The 22973-nt window shown below is 47.1% G+C and carries 19 protein-coding genes; 18 read left to right on the top strand and 1 reads right to left on the bottom strand.

Features of this window, described 5'->3' with window-relative positions; all coding sequences use genetic code 11:
- Positions 1-136 precede the first annotated feature (136 nt).
- The 16 genes from QP860_RS02960 to secA all read left to right on the top strand — a co-directional run bounded on the left by QP860_RS02960 (position 137) and on the right by secA (position 18149).
- Positions 137-676, top strand: coding sequence for a C40 family peptidase (locus QP860_RS02960; RefSeq protein ID WP_284912156.1), 540 nt, complete (start codon positions 137-139; stop codon positions 674-676).
- 230 nt (positions 677-906) lie between these two features.
- Positions 907-2910: a methionine--tRNA ligase gene (gene metG / locus QP860_RS02955; protein ID WP_284912155.1), complete on the top strand. Its 2004-nt coding sequence runs from the start codon at positions 907-909 to the stop codon at positions 2908-2910.
- A gap of 119 nt (positions 2911-3029) precedes the next feature.
- Positions 3030-3839 (top strand): TatD family hydrolase, encoded by an 810-nt coding sequence (locus QP860_RS02950; protein WP_284912154.1) that lies wholly within the window; start codon positions 3030-3032, stop codon positions 3837-3839.
- Positions 3832-4416 carry a ribonuclease M5 gene (gene rnmV / locus QP860_RS02945; protein WP_284912153.1) on the top strand — a complete coding sequence of 195 codons (585 nt, stop codon included), beginning with the start codon at positions 3832-3834 and terminating at the stop codon, positions 4414-4416. Before QP860_RS02950 ends, rnmV begins: the two co-directional genes overlap by 8 nt.
- Positions 4413-5297: a 16S rRNA (adenine(1518)-N(6)/adenine(1519)-N(6))-dimethyltransferase RsmA gene (rsmA, locus tag QP860_RS02940; RefSeq protein ID WP_284912152.1), complete on the top strand. Its 885-nt coding sequence runs from the start codon at positions 4413-4415 to the stop codon at positions 5295-5297. Before rnmV ends, rsmA begins: the two co-directional genes overlap by 4 nt.
- A 99-nt stretch (positions 5298-5396) precedes the next feature.
- Positions 5397-7316: an asparagine synthase (glutamine-hydrolyzing) gene (gene asnB / locus QP860_RS02935; RefSeq protein ID WP_284912151.1), complete on the top strand. Its 1920-nt coding sequence runs from the start codon at positions 5397-5399 to the stop codon at positions 7314-7316.
- Positions 7317-7329: 13 nt separating this feature from the next.
- Positions 7330-8547, top strand: a complete 1218-nt coding sequence (locus QP860_RS02930) for a carboxylate--amine ligase (protein WP_284912150.1) — start codon at positions 7330-7332, stop codon at positions 8545-8547.
- Between the two features lie 23 nt (positions 8548-8570).
- Complete coding sequence (locus QP860_RS02925) at positions 8571-9284, top strand: aspartate/glutamate racemase family protein (protein WP_284912149.1); 714 nt, start codon at positions 8571-8573, stop codon at positions 9282-9284.
- A gap of 110 nt (positions 9285-9394) precedes the next feature.
- On the top strand, positions 9395-9631 hold the full coding sequence (locus QP860_RS02920; RefSeq protein WP_067972785.1) for a Veg family protein: 237 nt from the start codon (positions 9395-9397) through the stop codon (positions 9629-9631).
- Between the two features lie 144 nt (positions 9632-9775).
- Complete coding sequence (ispE, locus tag QP860_RS02915) at positions 9776-10645, top strand: 4-(cytidine 5'-diphospho)-2-C-methyl-D-erythritol kinase (RefSeq protein ID WP_070618622.1); 870 nt, start codon at positions 9776-9778, stop codon at positions 10643-10645.
- 123 nt (positions 10646-10768) lie between these two features.
- Complete coding sequence (locus QP860_RS02910) at positions 10769-11761, top strand: metal ABC transporter solute-binding protein, Zn/Mn family (protein WP_284912148.1); 993 nt, start codon at positions 10769-10771, stop codon at positions 11759-11761.
- An 11-nt stretch (positions 11762-11772) separates the two neighbouring features.
- Entirely contained in the window at positions 11773-12468 is a 696-nt protein-coding gene (locus QP860_RS02905) for a metal ABC transporter ATP-binding protein (protein WP_070618616.1), read from the top strand.
- The gene (locus QP860_RS02900) at positions 12426-13223 is read left to right on the top strand and encodes a metal ABC transporter permease (protein ID WP_070618613.1); all 798 of its coding nucleotides are present in this window, start codon (positions 12426-12428) and stop codon (positions 13221-13223) included. The genes QP860_RS02905 and QP860_RS02900 overlap by 43 nt, the downstream gene beginning before the upstream one ends.
- A 360-nt stretch (positions 13224-13583) precedes the next feature.
- Complete coding sequence (locus QP860_RS02895; protein ID WP_070618610.1) at positions 13584-14624, top strand: YeiH family protein; 1041 nt, start codon at positions 13584-13586, stop codon at positions 14622-14624.
- A gap of 568 nt (positions 14625-15192) precedes the next feature.
- Positions 15193-15474, top strand: a complete 282-nt coding sequence (locus QP860_RS02890; protein WP_070618607.1) for a type II toxin-antitoxin system HicB family antitoxin — start codon at positions 15193-15195, stop codon at positions 15472-15474.
- 293 nt (positions 15475-15767) lie between these two features.
- Entirely contained in the window at positions 15768-18149 is a 2382-nt protein-coding gene (gene secA, locus QP860_RS02885; RefSeq protein WP_070618605.1) for a preprotein translocase subunit SecA, read from the top strand.
- Positions 18150-18494: 345 nt separating this feature from the next.
- Here secA and QP860_RS02880 read toward each other — a convergent pair whose 3' ends face one another.
- A complete protein-coding gene (locus QP860_RS02880) occupies positions 18495-20000 on the bottom strand; it encodes an ABC transporter substrate-binding protein/permease (RefSeq protein ID WP_070616421.1) in 1506 nt (501 codons plus the stop codon).
- Between the two features lie 416 nt (positions 20001-20416).
- Here QP860_RS02880 and QP860_RS02875 point away from each other — a divergent pair, with 416 nt between their 5' ends.
- The gene (locus QP860_RS02875; RefSeq protein ID WP_070616423.1) at positions 20417-21898 is read left to right on the top strand and encodes an aldehyde dehydrogenase family protein; all 1482 of its coding nucleotides are present in this window, start codon (positions 20417-20419) and stop codon (positions 21896-21898) included.
- Between the two features lie 135 nt (positions 21899-22033).
- Positions 22034-22951: a nucleoside hydrolase gene (locus QP860_RS02870; RefSeq protein ID WP_284912147.1), complete on the top strand. Its 918-nt coding sequence runs from the start codon at positions 22034-22036 to the stop codon at positions 22949-22951.
- Positions 22952-22973: the final 22 nt, after the last annotated feature.

Here is a 22973-nt window from a genome sequence, read left to right as displayed (position 1 = left end):
ATGCCACCATGCTTATGACTGGGAACTTTTATTATAGGCAAAGTATTCTTTACAAGACTTTTACAGGAATTTAATATGCTTGTGTTAAACTGAATATGGTTCAGGGTGGAATACTTAAGAATTGAGGATTTCATCCATGAAGAAAATAATTAGTGTTGTTTTTGTTGCGTTGATTATCTTTTTCTGCCAAGGCCAGACTGTTCATGCGGGACAGCTTCCGGCAAAGGCGGTGGGCCAGGACCTTGAACTCTGTCCTCGGTCTTGTTGTCAGCTAGCGGATCCGATCAATTTGGAGAATGATCTGAGCCGAGATTTACCGGCTTCCGAGCTCGGAGCGGAAATTATTGCTTCAGCTGAGGCCTATTTAGGCGTCCCCTATGTTTGGGGTGGGGCGACACCGGCAGGCTTTGATTGTTCTGGCTTGGTCCACCAGGTTTACTTGGAGAACGGTCTCCAGATTGGCCGGGCGACTTATGCCCAGGAATTAATTGGCCCGCACGAAGCAGTTGAAGCGGCGAGACCTGGAGGCCTTTATTTTTGGGAGGGAGCCGGTGGGGCTTACCATGTAGCGATTGCTTTGGGGGATGGGGCTTATATCCATGCCCCTCAGCCTGGTCAGACGGTGACTTACGGCCATGTGGACCACTTCCGTCCCTCCTTTGTGATCAACCTATAGTGGCTTGCCTGGTTTAGAGGTTAGGGATTTTCCCTAGCCTTTTTCTGCCTTTTCTTTTGAAATCATTGTTTACTTTGAATCCGGGTTCACTCAGCCCCGGTTTTTATGTTTCTTTTGTGTTTGCCCAGGTCGAACAGGAGCGATCATTTATCCAGTCACTTACTTTAAAGTCAGGGCTTATCTATGCTATACTATTAAGGAAAATCAATTAAATTAGGAGGCACTCATTCGTGGCTGAAGAAAAGAAAACATTTTATTTAACAACTCCCATCTACTATCCAAGTGGGAAATTACATATCGGCAATTCCTATTCAACCATCGTGGCGGATACACTGGCCCGTTATAAGCGTTTGATGGGCTTTGACGTCTTCTTCCTGACAGGGTCTGACGAACACGGTTTAAAGATCCAACAAAAGGCGGAAGAAGAAGGGATTAGTCCCCAAGCCTATGTGGACCGGATGGCTCAAGGTATGCAAGATTTATGGAAGCGTCTGGATATTTCTAATGATAAGTTTATTCGTACAACTGATGACTACCATGAAAAAGCCATCCAAAAAATCTTCGAGCGCTTACTTGAACAAGGCGATATCTACCTAGGTGAATATGAAGGTTGGTATTCGGTTTCTGACGAAGAGTACTTTACCGAAACCCAATTGGCTGAAGTTTACCGCGATGATGAAGGCAAGGTAATCGGCGGTAAGGCTCCTTCAGGCCATGAAGTGGAATTGGTTAAGGAAGAATCTTACTTCTTCAAGATGAGTAAGTATGCAGACCGTCTACTCCAATACTATGAAGACCACCCAGACTTTATCCAACCGGAGTCACGGAAGAATGAAATGATTAATAACTTCATCAAGCCAGGTTTGGAAGACTTGGCGGTGACACGGACCTCCTTTGATTGGGGGATCGAAGTGCCTTCAAATCCTAAACACGTGGTTTATGTTTGGATCGATGCTTTGGCTAACTATATTACGGCTCTGGGTTACGGCAGTGATGATGACAGCAACTTCCAAAAATACTGGCCAGCTGATATCCATATTGTAGGTAAGGAAATTGTTCGCTTCCACACGATTTATTGGCCAATTATGCTGATGGCTCTGGACTTGCCTTTACCTAAGAAAGTATTTGGCCACGGTTGGTTACTCATGCAAGATGGGAAGATGTCTAAATCCAAGGGGAATGTTGTTTACCCAGATATGCTCGTTGACCGCTATGGGTTAGATGCCCTGCGTTATTATCTTATGCGCGAAGTTCACTTTGGCTCAGATGGGGTCTTTACACCAGCTAATTTTGTTAATCGGATTAACTATGATTTAGCCAATGACTTGGGGAACCTCTTAAATCGGACTATTTCCATGGTGAATAAGTACCTCAACGGCCAAGTAGGAGCCTATCCTGGCCATGTGACAGCTTATGATGCGGCCCTTGAGGAGACTATCGAAAAAGGGATCGCTAGCTACCATGATAATATGGACCATCTGAAATTTAGCGTGGCCTTGGATAATGTCTGGGAAATTATTTCCCGGACCAACAAATATATTGATGAAACTATGCCATGGCTCCTAGCTAAAGATGATAGTAAGGCGGATGAACTCCAATCGGTGATGTACCACTTGGTGGATACCCTGCGGATGATCGCCATTCTTATCCAACCAGTGATGACCCGGACGCCTGCTAAGATCTTTGACCAGTTAGGTATTTCCGATGAGAACCACCAATATGATGCTCTAGAAATTGGATCTTACCCTGAAACCGCCCGCGTCGTGTCTAAGGGTGAACCTATCTTCCCACGCTTGGATAAAGATGAAGAAGTGGCTTATATCCAGTCCCAAATGTCAACGGCAACTAGCGATGAAGAAGAGAATTGGGATCCTGAAGAAGTGACCTTGACGTCAGCCAAGGATAAGGCCATTAAATTTGACCAGTTTGACCGGGTGGAATTAAAGGTAGCTGAAGTCATTGCCTGCGACTTTGTTGAAGGGGCCGATAAGTTGCTCAAGTTCCGTCTGGACGCTGGCGATGAAGGCCACCGGCAAATCCTATCGGGTATCCGGGAATTCTATCCTGATCCCCAAGCCTTAGTCGGTAAAAAAGTCATCATTGTGGCTAACTTGAAGGCCCGTAAGATGCGCGGTGAGATTTCGCAAGGTATGATTCTTTCGGCCGAACATGATGGCGACTTGTCCCTTGTTTTTGTGCCTGATCATATCCCAAATGGCAGTTTAATTGGCTAGTTTCCAGACTGAGTAGTGATTGAGAAAAAATAAAGGTTGGGCTTTGGTCTCCAACCTTTATTTATTACTTGGACGGGAAAGGTGTATTTTTGTAAGCTTGAGAGAAAGAAGGAAAAGAGATGCTATTTGATTCGCACACCCATTTGAATGCGAGTGAATTTGATGAGGACCGCGACCAGGCCTTGGCTAAGGCGAGAGCGGCAGGTGTCAAGGGCATGACCCTGATTGGCTCGGACCGGGAAAGTATTGACCGGGCGAATAAGATGCTGGCCCAAAACGATGACTTATTGGCAGTCTTTGGCTGGCACCCTGTGGATGCAATTGACTTTGGCTCAGAGGAGGAAGACCTCTTGCGCCAACAGCTGACTCATCCTAAGGCAGTCGGTGTGGGCGAAATTGGCTTGGACTTTCACTGGGATAAGAGCCCTCGGGAGGTCCAAGAGCGTGTCCTCCGCCAGCAATTAGCCATAGCCCGTGAATATGAACTGCCAGTAGTTATCCATTCGCGTGATGCCCAGGAAGCCACTTACCAAATTCTTAAAGAAGAAAAGATCGGTGAAATTGGTGGGGTCATCCATAACTTTGGAGATGGCCCAGATCTGGCTCAGGCTTACCTGGACCTAGGCATGTATCTTTCCTTCAGTGGCGTCTCGACCTTCAAGAAGTCAAAAGAAGTGCGAGAAGCGGTGCGCCTATGCCCTAAAGACCGCATCTTAATTGAAACGGATTCGCCCTATCTAACGCCTGAACCTAAGCGCGGACAAAAGAATGGCAGTCACTTGGTGCGCTATGTTTGCAACCGGCTCGCTGATGAATTAGACATGTCCTATGAAGACTTTGCTCAGTTGACCTTTGACAATGCTTGCCGCTTCTTTAATCTGACTTATGACGGCCAAACTTTCCAGAAGAAAGGGCAAGCAGATGGCTAAGGACAAGATAAAAGAAGTGATCGTGGTCGAGGGCCGCGACGATACGCGGCGGCTCCAAGAAATTTTTGACGTCTATACGATTGAGACTGGAGGCTCGGCCTTAAATGAAAACATCCTCGACCAAATCCGTCAGGCCCAAGCGGTCAAGGGGGTTATTGTCTTTACAGACCCTGATATCTCGGGAACGAAAATCCGCCAGGCCATTCAGACGGCTGTGCCAGGCGTCCAACATGCTTTTATTTCAAGAGAAGATGCTCGCGCGTCGTCGCTTCGGGCCAGCCTGGGGGTTGAGCATGCTTCCGAAGCGGCTATCCGCCAGGCCCTAGACCGGGTTTATACGGTGGTGGACCAAGACGCAGGCGTCCAGGCGATTGACCGCTCAGCCCTCCTTGACCTGGGTCTGTTAGGAGGGAAGGATGCCCAACAGCGCCGGGACTATCTGGCCGAACAACTCTATATCGGCCACAGCAATGGCAAACAATTAGCCAAACGCTTGCAGATGTTCCAGATTCCTATTGAACGTGTCAAAGAAGTCATGGCCGACTATGAAGCGGACCAGGCTGAGGAGGACCTATGAAAAAGAAATTAATCGCAACGCCTTCGCGTACAAATGAAATACTCAAAGGCTACCACTTGGAAGCCAAGAAGAGCCTGGGGCAAAACTTTCTGATGGAGCCCCAGGTCTTAGCAGATATGGTAGCCACAGGAGAGATTGACAAAGCAACGAATGTGATCGAGATCGGTCCCGGTATCGGGGCTTTGACAGAGGTTCTGGCCCAGGAAGGCAAAGAAGTTCTAGCCTTCGAATTGGACCAACGCTTGCTGCCGGTTTTGGCCAATGAGCTGAGCGACTATGACAATATCCATGTCCTTCATGCTGATATCTTGGAAGTGGATATTGCAGAGACGGTCAGTCACTACTTCTCAGCAGATGACCGCTTGCTAGTAGTGGCCAACCTGCCTTACTACATCACGACGCCAATTATCTTTAAACTCTTAGAATCCGGCCTGCGTTTTGACGGCTTTGTGCTTATGATGCAAAAAGAAGTGGCGGAGCGATTGACCGCAGCTACGCATTCCAAGGCTTACGGGTCCTTAACGATTGCGATCGATTATTATTGTGAGGCTGAGATTGCCTTCACGGTGCCGCGCACAGTCTTTAAACCGCGTCCGAATGTTGACTCGGCTATTCTCTACTTGAAACGCCGCCCCCAAGCCAAGGTCTCTGTCCAAGATGAAGACTTCTTCTTCCGCTTGGTGCGGGCCAGCTTCAAGCAGCGGCGCAAGACCTTGTGGAATAATCTCCGCCAATTCTTTGGCAAGGACCCCCAAGTCTTGGAGCGGGTAGAGGAGGCCTTGGCCCAGGCCGAAATTGATCCCAAGCGCCGGGCTGAAACCCTGAGTATTGAAGAGTTTGCTCGTTTGAGTGATGCTTTGAATGAAGCGGGATGTTCTTAATTTTTACAAATCTTTTAGACTTAAGGGACCAGGCATTCGTTATAATAAAGAGATAGAAGATAGAGAAATGCGAAAAAAATAAAAAATGAGGTAATAATTATGTGTGGTTTTGTCGGATATATCTATGGTGCCGACCGTAAACTTGAAAATGATAAAGAAATACTAGATGCCATGATGGAACGAATTGTCCACCGGGGGCCAGATAGCGCAGGTGTCTACACAGATGACGACATCTCCTTGGGCTTCCGTCGCTTGTCCATTATTGACCTGAGCGATTGTGGGAACCAGCCTTTCTACAGCAAGGATGGCCGTTACGTCATGGTCTTTAATGGTGAAATCTATAACTACAAGACCTTGCGCAAGGACCTTAAGGCAAAGGGTTATGAATTTATTTCAGAAACAGATAGTGAAGTCATTATCCGTGGCTTTGAAGAATACGGCGAAGATATTGTGGCCAAATTACGGGGAATGTTCGCCTTCTGCATCTGGGATACCCAGGAAAAGCGTGCCCTCTTAGCCCGCGACGGTTTCGGGATTAAACCCCTCTACTATACGGACTATACGACAGATGGCAGCCTGCTCTTCGGTTCTGAAATCAAGAGCTTCCTCGACCATCCGAACTTTATCAAGGCCTTAAACAAGGAAGCTATCCAACCTTTCTTGACCTTCCAGTATAACCCATTAGATGAGACTTTCTTTAAAGGGGTCTACAAGTTAGAGCCAGCCCACTATATGCTCTACCAAAATGGCAAAATGCAGACCGTGAAATATTGGGACAAGGCCTTCCATGATGAAACGAGTGAGCCTGCCCAAGAAGATATTGATTACTATGTGGAAAAAATCAAGGCATCGATCGATGAATCAGTGGAACTCCATGCTATGTCCGATGTTAAAGTTGGCTCCTTCCTATCCGGTGGGGTAGACTCGAGCTTGGTTACCGCCTTGCTTGAGCCTCAACAGTCCTTCTCAGTGGGCTTTAAAGAATATGAAGACATGTTTAATGAAACCGTCCATGCCCAAAAATTATCAGAACAACTCGGAATCGAAAACAAGAGCCGTTATATCTCAGGACAACAAGCTTTCGACAACTTAGAGGATATTATCTACTACTTGGATGAACCAGATGCCAACTACTCTATTGTTCCCCTCTACTTCCTCAACCAATTAGCTGCTGAAAATGTGACCGTTGTCCTATCTGGTGAGGGAGCCGATGAGCTCTTCGGGGGCTATGAATGGTACCAACCTTCCCATATTGAACAAGATTACTACAACAAACTGCCTCTAGGCATGCGACGTTTCATTAACCGCCTCTTACCAACGGGGCAAAAACCTTCCCGTCTCAAGCAATTGGCGGAACGGTCAGTGACCCCAGTGGAAGAGAAATTTATCGGCCAGGCCCTGGTCTTTCCAGATGCCCAAGCCCATGCTATCCTCAATGAAAAATACCGGTCCAATCAGACCTCGACTGACATTTGTGCCCCATACTATGCCCAAGTGGCGGGCCAAAGTGACCTACAAAAGATGCAGTATCTGGACTTGAATGTTTGGATGCCAGGCGATATCTTGCTCAAGGCAGACAAGATGAGTATGGCCCATTCTCTTGAACTCCGTGTGCCTTTCTTGGATAAGGAAGTCATGGAAATGGCTAAGGGAATTCCAGACGAATACCGGACAACAGCCAAGCAAACTAAGGTCGCCCTTCGTAAGGCGGCTGAAGATGTCCTGCCTGAAGAGTGGGCCAAGCGCAAGAAACTCGGCTTCCCAACCCCTATCCGTCACTGGTTACGGGAAGAACCTTTCTATTCTAATATTAAGGCTATGTTTGAAAGTGACTTAGCGGCTGAATTCTTTGACCAAGAAACCCTCCTCCAATTACTCGAGGACCACCGCCAAGAGAAGGCTGACTTAGGTCACCAAATTTATGCGGTCTATGTCTTCCTCTTATGGTATACCATCTACTTCATCAAGGATCAGGGCGCTTGCAAGACCCTAGCCCCTGAAACAGCCGATATCGCGTAAAAGGAGCCGAGCTATGTCTAATTTACCAGCATTTGTTCCTGTTTTGTTCTTGGGGAACAAGGGAGCCTATAGTATTGTCCGGGCCTTCCATGAGCAATACGGCATTAAGACGGAGTTAAATGTAACCATGGACGCCGGCCCTGTTGCCCATTCGAAGATTGTCAATAAGCATATCTACCCTGACTTAACAGATAACTTGCGTGAGCATTTTATTGAAGTTAGAGACCGGGTGGAACGTGATTATCCAGAAGCAGCCAAAATTGTTCTCGCTTCTGAGGATACGTTCACAGAGCATTTGATCACCCACCGCGATATCTTTGAGGAAGCCGGCTGGACCGTTCCTTATGTGGACCTAGCAACCTTAGAAGAGGCAACAGACAAGGCCAAATTCTATGCCAAGTGTGAGGAAGTGGGGGTCCCTTACCCCCATACCTGGCAAGTGACAGATGACCAGCTTCCAAGTGAAGCTAAGGGCAAGCTGGTTGTTAAGCCAGCCATCACGCCAAGCTACCAGGTCCTGCATTTTGAAGGGAAGCGGAAGATTTATTTCTGCGATAATCCCCAGGAAGCCCAGACAGCCATCCATCTTATGCGCCAGGGGGGCTATCCAGATCCGATTATTGTTCAAGATTTCATCGAAGGAGCGGATACCGACCAGGCAGTAGTGACAGCTTACCGCTCGCCTCATGATAAGCAGATTAAGCTGACAGCTTTTGGACGGGTCATGGTTGAAGACCGGTCGGCCAGCGCAGCGGGTAACCACCTGGCTATTCTGAGTGAGAATGGTCATGAGGAGGTCTACCGTCATGTGGAGGCCTTAATGACAGCCTATGATTTTACAGGTTATGCCAACTTCGACTTAATCTACGATCATGACCAGGAAGCTTTTGTCTTCTTTGAATTGAATCCACGCTTGGGTCTGTCCAATTATTATGTGACGGCAGGTGGGCAAAACCCTGTCTACTATTACATTGAAGACTATCTCTTTGGGCGACCAGTGCCTGATAGTTTTGAGGCGATACCGGCCTTATTTACGGTTCTGCCTCGGGGTTTGGTGAAGCGTCGCCTCCAAGGAACATCTTATGCCGACCAGGTGAAGGGCCTCTACCAAGAGGGGCAGGTCTTTAACCCCCTAGCTTATCCTTATGACAATCACTGGCGTCGCAAGCTCTATGTGAAAGCATCGGAGCTCAATTACTACCGCAAATTTAAAGAAACAGGCCAGCTTTAACCGGCTCTGTAGAGGGAGGTACTATGAAACATTTCTTTGGCATTATAGGAGGGATGGGGACTGTTGCGACCACGAACTTTTTAGAAGAAATGAATAAGCTATATCGTCCAGAAAGCGACCAGGCTTATTTGAACTATATCCTCTTTAACCATGCAACGGTTCCCGACCGGACCGCCTATATCTTAGACCACAACCAGGCGAGCCCTGTTGAGCCTCTAATAGAAGATATTAAACAAATCGAAAGTTTAGGGCCAGATTTCTTGGCTATCCCTTGCAATACGGCTCATTATTTCTTCGATGACCTGCAGGCAGCAACAGACCTGCCTATTATAAATATGTTGACACTCGTTGAAGAAGCTTTGGCTGACCACCAAGGGGAGAAAATTGGTATCTGCGCGACCAAGGGGACAAGCCAGAGTGGACTCTACCACCGGACCATTGAGCGGGCAGGTTGCCAGCCCTTGGCCCCAGACGAAGCCCTGCAAGAGAAGATCATGACCTTGATTTATGACCAGGTCAAGAACCAAGCGCTTGCTGACCTTAGTCTCTACGAGGAAATTCTTTCTGACTTTATGGACCAAGGCGCATCAGCCGTAATCCTGGGTTGTACGGAAGTTTCCTATGTCAATAGTCATGATCCGAAGAAGGCCTTTCCCATCATTGATGCGGAGAAGTTATTAGTGGCTGAAGTCGTCCGCCAGGGTATTCAAACTCAGGGAAAAGAAGCTAATAGCTAAGTAAAAAATAGCTAAGAAAATAAGGTCAAGTCTTGACTCTATCGCTCATTTGTGATATTGCATAAAGTCAACGTATGTGTTATAATAGTTAACATTAGAGGAGTGATAGAATGTCAGGGAACTTAGCAGCGATCAAAGCAGCTTTGGATGAGAAGCTTGGGCGCCGTATCCAGGTCACTCAACAAACTGGACGTAAACGGATTACCGTTCGCGAAGGGATTTTGAGTGACACTTTTCCAGCTGTTTTTGTTGTTGAACTTGACCAGGATCAAAATCAATTTGAACGTGTCTGTTACAGTTACACGGATGTCTTAACAGAAAGCGTTGAAATTGAATTTAATAATTAGAGAAGTTGAGGCTAGGCATGGTGTCCTAGCCTTTTTCTCATTGATGCATTAGAGCTCTTGAAGAAAAGCGGCTTTGCTTTATTTAAAGGGCAGGTCATGCTAAAATTCAAGATAATAAGTAAACTATAATGAGGGGGTGGCAGTGTGTCGATTATTGAGAAAGCAGCAGCCAAGATTAACCTATCCCAGGACTTGATCTACCAGGCGGATAAGGGGCAGTGGCATTATGACATGGTGATGGCCTCGGTTGATCTTTCGGATCGTCTGACCATCCAAGAACGTTCCGACCAAGAAATTGTGGTGCGGACTAGCCGGAGCTTCCTCCCTAATGATGCCAGAAACCATGCCTATCGCGCGGCGGACTTGATTAAGGAAGCTAGCCAAGTAGACCGTGGCTTAGATATTATTATTGAGAAACAGATTCCCGTCTCTGCTGGCCTGGGCGGAGGAAGTTCCGATGCAGCAGCTGTTTTGCGAGCTGTTAATAAACTCTGGGACTTGCATTATTCGACAGATGAGCTCTTGCAATTGGCTTTGCAGATTGATGCGGATGCACCTTATTGTTTGCTCGGCGGCATCCAACATGTGACAGGGCAGGGAGATCAGCTCCAGGCCCTTCCCGCTCTTCCAGCTTCTTGGTTAGTCCTAGCCAAGCCACCGCTATCTGTATCAACAGATAAGATCTTACAAGACCTGGATCCTAATGACTTGCCGGACCAGGGGAATACGCCGGCAGTCCTTCAAGCCATTCATAAGCAGTCTTACCAAGACTTGGTTCAAGCCACAGGGAATATGCTAGAAGATTTGGTCTTTTGGAATTATCCGATTTTGAACAAGTTAAAGGCCAAGATGCAGAAGTTTGGGGCGGAGGGCGTGACCATGACCGGAACGGGCTCGACGGTAATCGGTTTTGCCCCAACGTCGAACCGGGCTAAACATGTGTATAATGCCTTGCGCGGCTTCTGCAAAGAAGTCTATGTGGTCCCCGTCTTGCAGCAGGGAACGGGACTGTAAGCTATGGGATAGGAAAAGTTGAGGGGACTCAACTTTTTTTATTGCAGCGAGTCAAGTTTTGTGCTATCTTATAATGTATTAAATCGTAACAATTCCGAATAACCTTGATGAAAGGAGTCAGCTATGAAGAAAAAATATATTTACCTCTTGCTATTGCCCCTGGCCTTCCTGGTCTCTGCCTGCCAATCGCCCCAGCAAAATGCCGGGTCGGGGGATAAGTTGCAAGTGATGACGAGTTTTTACCCCATCCAGGCCTTGACCCAGGAGGTGGCTGGGGACCATGCAGATGTTCAGGTCATGATTGCTAATGGTCAAGAAGTCCATGACTACGAGCCTAGCGCTAAAAATTTAGCCGATTTAGAACAAGCGGACCTCTTTGTCTATAACAGTAAGGAGATGGAGACCTGGGTTCCTGCCATGCTCGAGACACTCAACCAAGACAAGGTTGCGGTCCATGAGGCAGCGGGTCAGCTGGACCTGATGGATGGTCAGGTGACGACCATCGATGGAGTCCATCACCAAGGCTATGACCACGACCATGAGGAAGAGGGGGAAGACGCTCATGACCACGCAGAGGGCGACCTCCATGTCCATGCCAAGGATCCACATACTTGGTTAGACCCAGTCCTCGCCCAGCGAGAAGTTCAGGGCATTGCCGATGCCCTGTCGGACCGTGACCCGGACCACCGAGCAGACTACCAGGCCAACGCCAAGGCCTTTATCGAAGAATTGGACCAGTTGGACCAGGACTTTAACCAGGCCTTAGCTGATAAAAAAGACCGGCACTTTGTGGTCGACCACGCGGCCTTTAATTACCTGGCTTCTCGCTATGACTTGGAGCAGATTGCTTTGACCAGTGTCGATTCAACAGCTAGCCTGTCTCCTGCGAAATTAGCTCAATTAGAAGACTTCATCCGCCAGCGTGGCATCGAAGTGATCTTCTTCCAGCAGGGCGGATCTTCTAAATTAGCCGATACCATTGCCCACGATACCGGCATTAAAACCAGCAGCCTGACCTCGATGGAGTCTCCTGATGTGTCAGTAGAAGCTAATGGCCAAGGCTATCTCAGCTTGATGAGGCAGAATTTAACTAATCTTGAGGACGGACTGAAGTAAAGGAGTGGATTATGCATTATATTGAAGTGGAGGACTTGCGCTTCTCTTACAATGAGGAGCCGGTCTTAAATAATATTAGTTTTACCGTGGATCCCGGCGAATTTGTCATTTTAACTGGGGAAAATGGGGCGGCTAAGACGACCTTGTTGAAGAATATCCTGGGCCTACTCGAACCCGAAAAAGGCCATTGCCGGATTGCCAAGACGAATTTTCAAGGCAAAAAATTACAAGTGGGCTATGTGCCCCAAAGTATTTCTTCCTTCAATGCTGGCTTTCCGTCAACGGTCTATGAATTTGTACAGTCTGGACGCTACCAACAGAATCGTTGGTTTAAGCGCCTTGACCAGGAGGATGAGGACCATATCCGCCGCGCCTTTGACTCCGTTGGCATGTGGGAACAGCGCAATGAGCGGATCGGCGACTTGTCAGGTGGGCAGAAGCAGCGGATCTGCCTGGCCCGAGTCTTTGCGACGGATCCCGATCTCTTTATCCTGGATGAACCGACAACAGGGATGGATATTGAGTCGCGCAAAAATTTCTATGACTTGCTCCGCCACAATACCCGCAACCACGCTAAGGCAATCCTTATGGTGACCCATGAGGACCTGTCTCTAAAAGATTACTTCGACAAACAGATTCACTTAGTCAGAGAGGAGGGTACCCCATGGAGATGCTTCAGTATGACTTCATGCAAAGAGCCGTCATAGCCTGTCTAGCTATGGCACTCTTCACGCCGATTTTAGGGCTCTTCTTAATCCTCCGTAAGCAGTCCTTAATGGCGGATACCTTGGCCCATATTTCCCTAGCAGGCGTGGCCTTGGGTTATTTGCTTGGCTTGGAACCGACTCTGACCACGATTGCCTTGGTTATCCTGGCTGCCATGTTGTTAGAATACCTCAGACGGGTCTACAGTAATTATTCAGATATCTCGATCGCTATGCTGATGTCAGGTGGTATGGCCCTAGCCCTTCTTCTCCTCTCTCGGGTTGATTCGGCAGCCAGTATCGAATCCTATCTCTTCGGTTCGATTGTCGCCATTTCACCCTTGCAAATTGGCTTATTGATTGGCCTCGCTGTCCTTGTTGGTCTGGCCTACCTGGTCAACCAGCGGATCTTGTATGTCCTGTCATTTGATGAGGATACCGCCTATACGGCAGGCCTGCCTACCCGCTTAATTTCTGTTCTTTTCTCTGTTGTGACAGGGGTTGCTATCTCTATTATGATGCCAATTGCGGGCTCCCTCTTGGTTTCTGCGATTATTATCATGCCAGCAGCGATCGCTATGCGGATAGCCCGCCACTTCAACCAGGTGATTTATCTAGCAATCTGCTTAGCCCTGGTTGGTATGCTAGGGGGGCTGACGGTCTCCTATTACTTCGATACCCCACCTGGCGCTACGATAGCGGCCTTGTTTATCCTGATCTTTATGGTTCAGAGCCTCTATCTCAAGATCAAATCATAACCGCTCTAAGAGACTGTGAAAAGTCGATCAGGCCTGACTTTTGGAGCAGGTTTTTGAAAAATGTGCGCTATTTAAAAAGGAGGCTGGGACCTTTGTCTCAGCCTTCTTTTTGTCGCTTAAGATAGCTGGAAGTGATCATCTGGAAAATAAAATTGATTGGAAATTAATGAAGCATTGTGATTTAATGAAAATAAAGTAAGACAAAAGTCGACCAGCCCTGGGTCACGAGGGCGAATGAAGGCCGAGCATTGTGAGATGATCGGCCGAATTCGCCAAGTGGATGCCAGGGCTAACTTTTGGCATCTTTCTTGAAAAAGCCGAGACTTTTGCCCATCTTATGATTTAGAAAGAAGGCATCTTATGCAAATTAATCGTCAATTATTGCCAGGACTGATTTTATCTTTAGCCATTGCAGTTCCAGCGCATTTTTTGGGACAGGCTTTTCCTATCATTGGGGGACCTGTTTTTGCTATTTTAATGGGAATGATTGTAGCCCTATTTTGGACAGCAGGGGCCGCTTTTCAACCGGGAATTCGTTTTTCGAGTAAGGTCTTATTACAAGCCGCTGTTGTCTTACTAGGCTTTGGCCTCAATCTTTCGGTGGTGATTGAAACCGGCTTGAGCTCCTTACCTATTATTCTCTCAACCATTTCAGTTGCCCTCTTGGTGGCCTTTATTTTTAGCCGTTATTTGAATATTGATGCGAAGACGGCCACTTTGGTTGGGGTGGGGTCGTCCATTTGTGGTGGGTCAGCTATAGCTGCAACCGCGCCTGTCATCGAAGCCGAAGAAGAGGAAGTCGCCCAGGCGATTTCTGTGATTTTTTTCTTTAATGTCCTAGCAGCCCTGATTTTCCCAAGCCTAGGTCAGTGGTTGGGCTTCGATACCACAACTGGGGAAGCCTTTGGTATCTTTGCAGGGACAGCGGTCAATGATACCTCATCTGTGACAGCGGCGGCTTCCACCTGGGATAGCCTCTTTAACTTAGGAAGCGAAACCCTGGATAAGGCCATTACCGTGAAATTGACCCGGACCCTGGCTATTATTCCAATTACGCTAGGCCTGAGCTTCTGGCGCAGTCGTCACGGGGAAGAAACGCCTACTAACTTGACTTGGGGACAAAAAATTAAAGCCAGCCTACCGCAATTTATTATTTACTTCGTTCTGGCTTCTCTCCTTACAACCATCTGCCTGGCTATCGGCTTACCAGACAGTCTTTTCGCTCCATTCAAATGGGCTAGCAAGTTTCTGATCGTTTGGGCTATGGCAGCCATTGGTTTGAATACTGACTTGGTCAAGCTCTTGCGCTCGGGTGCTAGTGCCCTGGGTTTAGGGGCCGTTTGTTGGATTGCTATTACTCTGGTGAGCTTAGGCCTCCAATATGTGCTAGGTTTCTGGTAGGATGGTGGAGAAATGCTGCTATCGAGCAGGGGATTGCTTGTCGACTAGCTTGTGGTAAGTGAGGCTGGTATCTACATGCCTGTCCCAATACTCTTCAAAAATTTAAAAGCATCTGCCTTTTTCTGTGGACTAGGAAGATGCTTTTTTTATATTAGGAGTTCTTAGCCGACTACAGCTGTTAAAAAGGAGACAGCTACTATTAAATATTGGCCTGTATTTCCACTTATGTTATCATTAGCTTGCGTGATACGAATTCATGCTTTCATTAGTTGGGCTAAGTAAATGATATTATGAACTTTACATGGCGTTATTTTTGCCTATCGAGGTGCCTAGCTTAATTCTAAAATGTACCGTTTCAAAGATATGGGGGTTTACACTATGTCAGCAACTACATGTGTCTTATTAATCTTATTGACTGTAACTATCATTGTCGGTTTAGGCTTGACGATCTACACAACGGTAAAAGATGAACAAAAATATGGGAAGAAATAAAACTTTCGCATCTTCTCACGATAGAAAAGCTGTTTTTTGCTAGTTTACCACATTTAGAGAGAAAGGACGTGTACGGATGTATTTATACTATGCTATTTTTACTCCATCAGCTGGCCAGTTTGCTATTGAATTTCCTGACTTGGAGGGTGCCTTTTCGTGCGGTGAAGATATGGACGAGGCCTTATATATGGCTAAAGATCTTCTCGAAGGCTGGCTGATTATCGCTGAAGAAGAAGGAGACCCTATCCCCACCCCCTCCTTGCCTGATGATTTATTAGTTCCTGAAGATGCCCTAGTTCTTCCGATTGAAGTTGACCTCGCTCAGGCCAAAAAGAAGCACTTTCCATCAGCCGAGTGACTTTACGTCTTTCTTGAATAGGATAAGTACATACTTACTTATGATTTAATCGACACTGACTCTTTCAATCAAGAGTCATTTTTTAATTTTTCCCTATTTTAACAGGGCATTTTTCACTATCTTCCATTTAAGGCGCTAACTGTGTTAAAATAGAAATAAGTGTGCCTTTGCCTTTTATAAGCGGGCTCTAAGGTTCAATTTTAGGATAAAGCATGATAAAATAATGAGATATATGAAGATAATCAATTGGGTTAACAAGCGATAGCCGCAATTGACCAGATAAGGAGAATAGAATGGCTAGCTTTTTGAAATCAATATTTGAAAATGACCGGAAAGAATTGCGTCGCTTTAACAAACAAGCGAAGAAAGTTGAGGCCTTAGGGGATAAGTTCGCTGAGTATTCAGATGACCAGCTCCGGGCAAAGACGGAATCCTTTAAAGAACGTTTGCAGAATGGAGAAACTGAAGAAGATGTGCTGGTTGAAGCCTTCGCAACTGTCCGCGAAGGGGCGCGTCGGGTGCTTGGACTCTATCCTTTCCATGTTCAAATCATGGGTGGACTTGCCCTCCACTATGGGAATATTGCCGAGATGAAGACGGGGGAAGGCAAGACCTTGACGGAAACCATGCCTGTCTATCTGAATGCCTTATCAGGCAAGGGCGTCCATGTGGTGACAGTCAATGACTATTTGGCGCGTCGGGACTCGGTTGAGATGGGCGAGCTCTACGAATTCTTAGGGCTAACAGTTGGTTTGAATACCAATGATATGTCTTCCGACCAAAAGCGTGAAGCCTATAACTGTGACATTACCTATTCGACCAATAATGAATTGGGCTTTGACTACCTCCGCGATAACATGGTGGTCTATAAGAGTCAAATGGTCCAACGGCCGCTCCACTACGCGGTTGTCGATGAGGTAGACTCAATCTTGATCGATGAGGCGCGGACACCTTTGATTATTTCTGGCCAAGCTGAACAATCTACGGCGCTCTACCAACGGGCGGACTACTTTGTGAAGAGCCTGCAAGAAGAAGAAGACTATGTGATCGATGTCAGTTCCAAGACGATCAGCCTGACTGAAGAGGGGATTGAGAAGGCAGAAGATGTCTTCCACTTGGATAACCTCTATGATGTGGAGAATGGACGTTTGATCCACCATATCGATACGGCCTTACGTGCTAACTATATTATGCTCCTGGATATTGACTATGTGGTCCAAGAAGGTGAAGTTAAGATCGTTGACGGCTTTACCGGTCGGATTATGGATGGCCGTCGTTATTCGGATGGCCTCCACCAAGCCATTGAAGCCAAAGAAAATGTCGAAATTCAAAACGAATCGAAGACCATGGCAACGATCACCTTCCAGAACTATTTCCGGATGTACGATAAATTAGCGGGGATGACCGGTACTGCTAAGACGGAGGAAGAAGAATTCCGTGAAATCTACAATATGAACGTGATTCAGATTCCAACCAACCGCCCTGTGCAACGGATCGATGCTCCAGATATTATTTATCCTAATTTGGAATCCAAGTTTGAGGCGGTTGCCGATGAAATCCAGGAACGCTACCAAGATGGTCAACCTGTCCTGGTCGGGACGGTAGCGGTTGAAACCTCGGAATTACTCTCCAATCTCCTCAGCAAACGTGGGGTACCACATAATATCTTGAATGCGAAGAACCACGCTAAAGAAGCTGAAATCGTCACCCAAGCTGGCCAAAAAGGGGCCGTAACGATCGCAACTAATATGGCCGGCCGGGGGACTGACATTAAGTTAGGACCTGGGGTTAAGGAAGCTGGCGGTTTAGCGGTTATCGGAACCGAACGCCATGAATCGCGGCGGATCGATGACCAGTTGCGTGGACGGTCAGGCCGTCAAGGGGACCCTGGTTATTCACGTTTCTACCTCTCCTTAGAGGATGACCTCATGCGCCGCTTCGGTTCAGACCGGGTTAAAGCGGTTTGGGAAAGTTTAAATATTGATGGCGACGGCGAAGATGATGTTGCCATTGAAAGCCGGATGATCTCCAAACAAGTGGAATCTGCCCAAAAACGTGTGGAAGGGAACAACTACGATACCCGGAAGAACGTACTGGAATACGATGAAGTGATGCGTGAACAACGGGAGATTATCTATGACCAGCGCCAACAAATTATCGAGGAAGAAGATTCCCTCGATGACATTATGTGGCAAATGATTGACCGAACCATTGACCGTGTCGTTGATCAATACACAGCCGGCGATGAATCGGATTGGAATTACGAGGCCTTAACAGACTTTGTTCAAACCGTTCTCTTGACAGAAAATGACATGTCCCAAGGTGACTTGGAAGACTTGGACCCTGATGAGATGAAAGAAGAACTCAAAGACCGGGCCCAGGACCGCTTCCAAAGTAAGTTAAACGACATCTCGAACCCAGACTTGATCTTGGAATTTGAGAAAGTGGTTATTCTACGCGCTGTTGACAGCCGCTGGACCGATCATATCGATGCCATGGACCAATTGCGCCAAGGAGTAGGTCTACGTGCATATGCTCAAAACAACCCACTCGTCGAGTACCAAACAGAAGGCTTTGAACGCTTCAATGAAATGGTAGCAGGCATCGAATACGATGCCAGCCTCCTCTTCATGAACTCACAAATCCGCCAAAATCTCCAACGCCAACAAGTATAGGGTGTGAGCAAAGGCGTTTAGAAAGGAATGACTGGAGGCAAAAGGGATAAGAGCGGCTTCAGTCGTTCGTTCCCTTTTGCTGAAGTCACTTCCTTTCTGCCTTTGCGAACCCGACTACAAAGGGTGTGAGGGAGCGCGTTCAGCATCCTTTCACTGGAGCAAGTCACCAAAGCAGTCTGAAAGACTGCGGCGGAGACTTGTGAAGTGGAGAAGCTTCTGCCTCTGCAAGCCCGACTAAGGGTGTGAAGGCTAGCGTTTAATTTCCCCAGTTTAATGGATAAATACACAATATAAAAAGCGTCTCCAACTGATTTTTGCTTGGAGACGCTTTTTAAGGCCTAACATTTAATATTTGGCTTGCATTTTCTTCTCATAGTAATTGAGGAGCTTGCTAAGGGCAAAGGTGAGGATAAAGTAGACCAGCATGGAGATGAAGAGAGGGATGATCCCTTGGTAGGTTTGGCTGGTGACGGCCCGAGTTTGAAAGGTCAGTTCAGCTACACCGATGGTTGATACAATGGAAGATTCCTTGATCAAGGTAATGAATTCATTGCCGAGTGACGGCCAGATTGCCCGCAAGGATTGGGGGAAGATGACCTTTTTCATAGTGGTACCATAGCTTAGGCCGAGGGAACGGGCGGCTTCCATTTGCCCCTTGGGAACCGATTGGAGTCCACCACGAATGATTTCGCAGATATAAGCCCCCGAGTTGAGGGAGACGGCAATCAGACCAGCTGCTAAAGGCCCAATGCCTAAGAGGCCGCCGATCCCTAAGAAGATAAAGAGAACTTGAATCATCAGCGGCGTCCCCCGGAGGAATTCGACATAGGCAGTTGCCAGCGAATTCATGAGTGCCAAGTTTGAAAGCCGCATCAGGGCAAGTATGGAACCCAAAATCAGACCACAGATAATCGCAACAGCTGAGATTAAGAGGGTGAGCTTGATACCATCCCAGTAGAAAGGCCAGTAAGATAACCAGTTAATGGATTCTCCTTCAATGAGGAGAGGAGCCAGTTCATCCGTCCATTTCTCCACTAAGTTTTGGTCTTTGACTTCGGCGACGCTTTGGTTGATGGCTTTTTGCAGGCTAGGCTGTCTTTCAGGAATGACGACCGCCTTGCCATCCTTTTCCCCACTCGGTAAGCCGGCGTCTACGTAAGAGATATCGGCTTGGGCATTGGCATGGCTGTAGGCAACGAGCTCATCAACTAGGATGCCGTCAATCTGCTTAGTGGTCAGGGCACCGAGCAGGTCAGGCACCCGTTGCATGGTCAGCATCTTAGCTTGGGGCATGAACTCTTTGGCTAGGTCCTCTTGGTAGGTCGCTTGTTGGACACCAATCGTCATTTGATCGGTGAAGCTATCCTTGTCCTTAATCTTTCCTTCGTCTTCTTTGCGGAACATGATAGCTTGCCGGTCATTCTCATAAGGGTCTGAGAAGTCCACCGACTTGTCCCGTTCTTCCGTATAGGTCATCCCTGAGATGATCATATCAATATTGCCAGCCTCGAGCGAGGACATGAGGCTGGTAAATTCCATGTTCACCACTTCGAGTTTGACACCCAAGTCTTCGGCAATCTTCTCGCCGAGGGAGACATCGACCCCGACTGTCTTATTCTGGCCATTCTCCCGGGTCAGAAATTCAAAGGGGGGATAGTGGGGGTTGACGCCCATCCGGATGACCCCGCGCTCCTTGATTTCTTTGAGCAGTTGGTCATCTCCAACAGTGCTGGTTTGCGTTTGGCTGGCTTGAACCGGACTCGCTTTTGGGCCAAAGACCGGAGCCATTAAAATTAAGAGCGCTAGACAGGCTTTAAGGCTCCATTTGAGCCAATGACTTCTTTCCTTCATTATTCCTTCCTCCTAACAAATTAAAAAAATCCGCCTCTCAAAAAAGAGGCGGAGCTAATCCACGGTACCACTCTATTGACCAAGCCAGGGCCTGGTCAGCTTAAACAGATAACGCTCTGAGGCGGGCCCTTTATCTTATGAGCCAATAATTTCAGGCGCGTTCACTCTTCTTAAGGACAGGACTTCCACCAACTCCTGCTCGCTTGAACCTTTAAAAGACTTACTCTCCCTAAAATGATAAAATAATTAGAATATTTATATTTTTTAATATTATAGGGGCTGATTTCTAATTTGTCAATCCCAACTGGCAAGAAATTGGGGGATAATTTTCGACTAAGCATTAAGATTGAAAAGAAAGCGTTTCTATTTTATACTAAACTTAGCTTGTTACTTAAATTTGAAGATGGAGGTAGCCAATGGAAATTAAAGATTTAAACTTAGAAAAAGATTATAGTTTACTCATTAATGGCGAATGGACGAAGGGGGCAGGCTCGGATCGGATCGATGTGATCAGTCCTGCTAACGGAGAACACCTTGCGACAATCACGGATGCAGTCAATGAAGACGTTGACCGTGCGGTAGAGGCTGCCCAAGAAGCCTTCAAGACCTGGGGGCAAACAGATGTTAAAGAACGGGCATCTATCTTAAACCAAATTGCGGATTTAATTGATGAAAATGCTGAGCGTTTAGCCCTGATTGAAACCCTGGATAATGGGAAACCAATCCGTGAAACCTCTGGCGCTGATATCCCACTTGCAGCTGACCACTTCCGTTACTTTGCTTCAGTTATCCGGAGCGAAGAAGACCAAGTGAAATTCCTGACCCATGACACCATGTCAATGATTATCCGCGAACCAATTGGGGTTGTTGGTCAAATTATTCCTTGGAACTTCCCCTTCCTGATGGCTGCTTGGAAACTAGCCCCTGCCTTAGCTTCAGGTTGTGTGGTCGTCATCAAACCGGCTTCTGATACCTCGCTCAGCTTACTAGAATTAGCCAAGTTAATTAATCCGATCTTGCCTAAGGGTGTCTTAAATGTTATTACAGGCCGTGGCTCTAAGGCTGGTGACTATCTCAAACACCACAAGGGCTTGGATAAATTAGCCTTCACAGGGTCAACAGCTGTTGGTCGCGATATCGGGATTGCAGCAGCAGAAAACCTCATTCCAGCCACCCTTGAACTCGGCGGGAAATCTGCGAATATCTTCTTTGAGGACATGGATATGGAACAAGCCTTGGAAGGAGCTCAATTGGGTATCCTCTTCAATCAGGGTGAAGTTTGCTCAGCAGGGTCACGGATTCTTGTCCAAGAAAGCATTTACGACGAATTTATTGAACGCTTGGTTGAAGAGTTCAAACAAGTTAAGATTGGTCTGCCATGGGACAAGGAAACTCAACTCGGTGCCCAAGCTAATCCTTCCCAACACAAGAAAGTCGATGAGTATGTTCAAATCGGTCTAGATGAGGGGGCAGAACTCTTAACCGGCGGCCGGGCTGTGACTTCTGGTGACTTAGACAAGGGTTACTACTATGAACCAACCCTCTTACTGGCTAAGAATGACATGCGGGTTGCTCAAGAAGAAATCTTCGGGCCAGTTGCTACAGTCATTAAATTTAAGGATGTAGATGAAGCTATCCAAATTGCCAACGAATCAGATTATGGTTTAGGGGGCGGGGTCTTCACTACTAACCTGAATACTGCCTTCAAGGTAGCTCGCGGTGTCCGGACCGGTCGGGTTTGGATTAACACCTACAACTCCTTTGAAGCAGGAGCGCCATTCGGTGGCTACAAGGATTCCGGCATTGGTCGTGAAACCCATAAGATGATTCTCAATGCCTATACCCAAGCTAAGAATATCTATGTTAACCTGGGACAAGGACGGACCGGCATGTTTTAGAAAATAATTTAAAACTAATAAAGCAAGAAGCAGCTAAACTTTATTCGGAGTTCGGCTGCTTTTTATAGGCTAATGGTGAAAGCGCTTCTATTTTGGGTTATAATGGGACTGAAATAAGTTAAGAGGAGGTTTATCATGGTAAAACATGTGATTTTTGATACAGATCCGGGTATTGATGATGCCATTGCCTTGTCAATTTTGCTCAATGCTGAGGATATTGAGGTGGACCTGATTACAACGGTTGGTGGTAATGTTGCTTGGGAGAAGACAGCTCGTAATGCCCTGAAGTTGGTTCACTTCTTTGACCGGCAGATTCCTGTTGCAGCTGGAAATAAAGGACCATTACTGACTGCCTTTACTGATGCTTCTGAAGTGCACGGGGAATCGGGGATGGACGGTTACGACTTCCCTGAGGTAAGCATGGATGAGCTAGTAGAGGGACATGCGGTCCTGGCCATGCGTGATTGCTTATTGGCAGCTGAAGACCCTGTGACCATTGTGGCAGTGGGGCCCCAAACCAATATGGCCTTGCTTTTGACGATGTTTCCAGAAGTTCGCGAAAAAATTGCGGAATTGATTATCATGGGTGGTTCTTTCACCCGAGGGAACAAGCATGTCATGGATGAATTCAACATTGGGACCGATCCTGAAGCGGCTCAAATTGTCTTCAATGCGCCGATCAAAAAGACTATGGTTGGCTTAGACATTGGCTATATCGCAACTATTGGGGCAGCAGAAGCCGAAGAATTAGCCCAGGTCAATGAAGCCGGTCGGATGGTTTATGGCATGCTCAAAGCCTACCGGTCGCAAGAACGGGATGGCGAGTTGGCCATGTATGACCCAACCGCAGTGGCTTACCTGCTTCAACCGGATATGTTTAAGACCGTAGACTGTAATGTGGAAGTGGAACTAGGAAGTTCGCTAACCTACGGACAAACTGTGGTAGATTTGGACCATAAGACGGACCGCCCTGTGAACTGTACGGTCCCTACCTGGATTGACCGGGACCGCTTCAAAGCTTGGTTCAAGGACAGTATCCGGGCTTGCCGCTAGGGAATGCATAGATAAGTAAAAA

Origin of the sequence: Aerococcus sp. UMB1112A (assembly GCF_030230715.1) — a bacterium.
Lineage (GTDB): Bacteria > Bacillota > Bacilli > Lactobacillales > Aerococcaceae > Aerococcus.
This window is presented reverse-complemented; position numbering and strand designations above follow the sequence as displayed.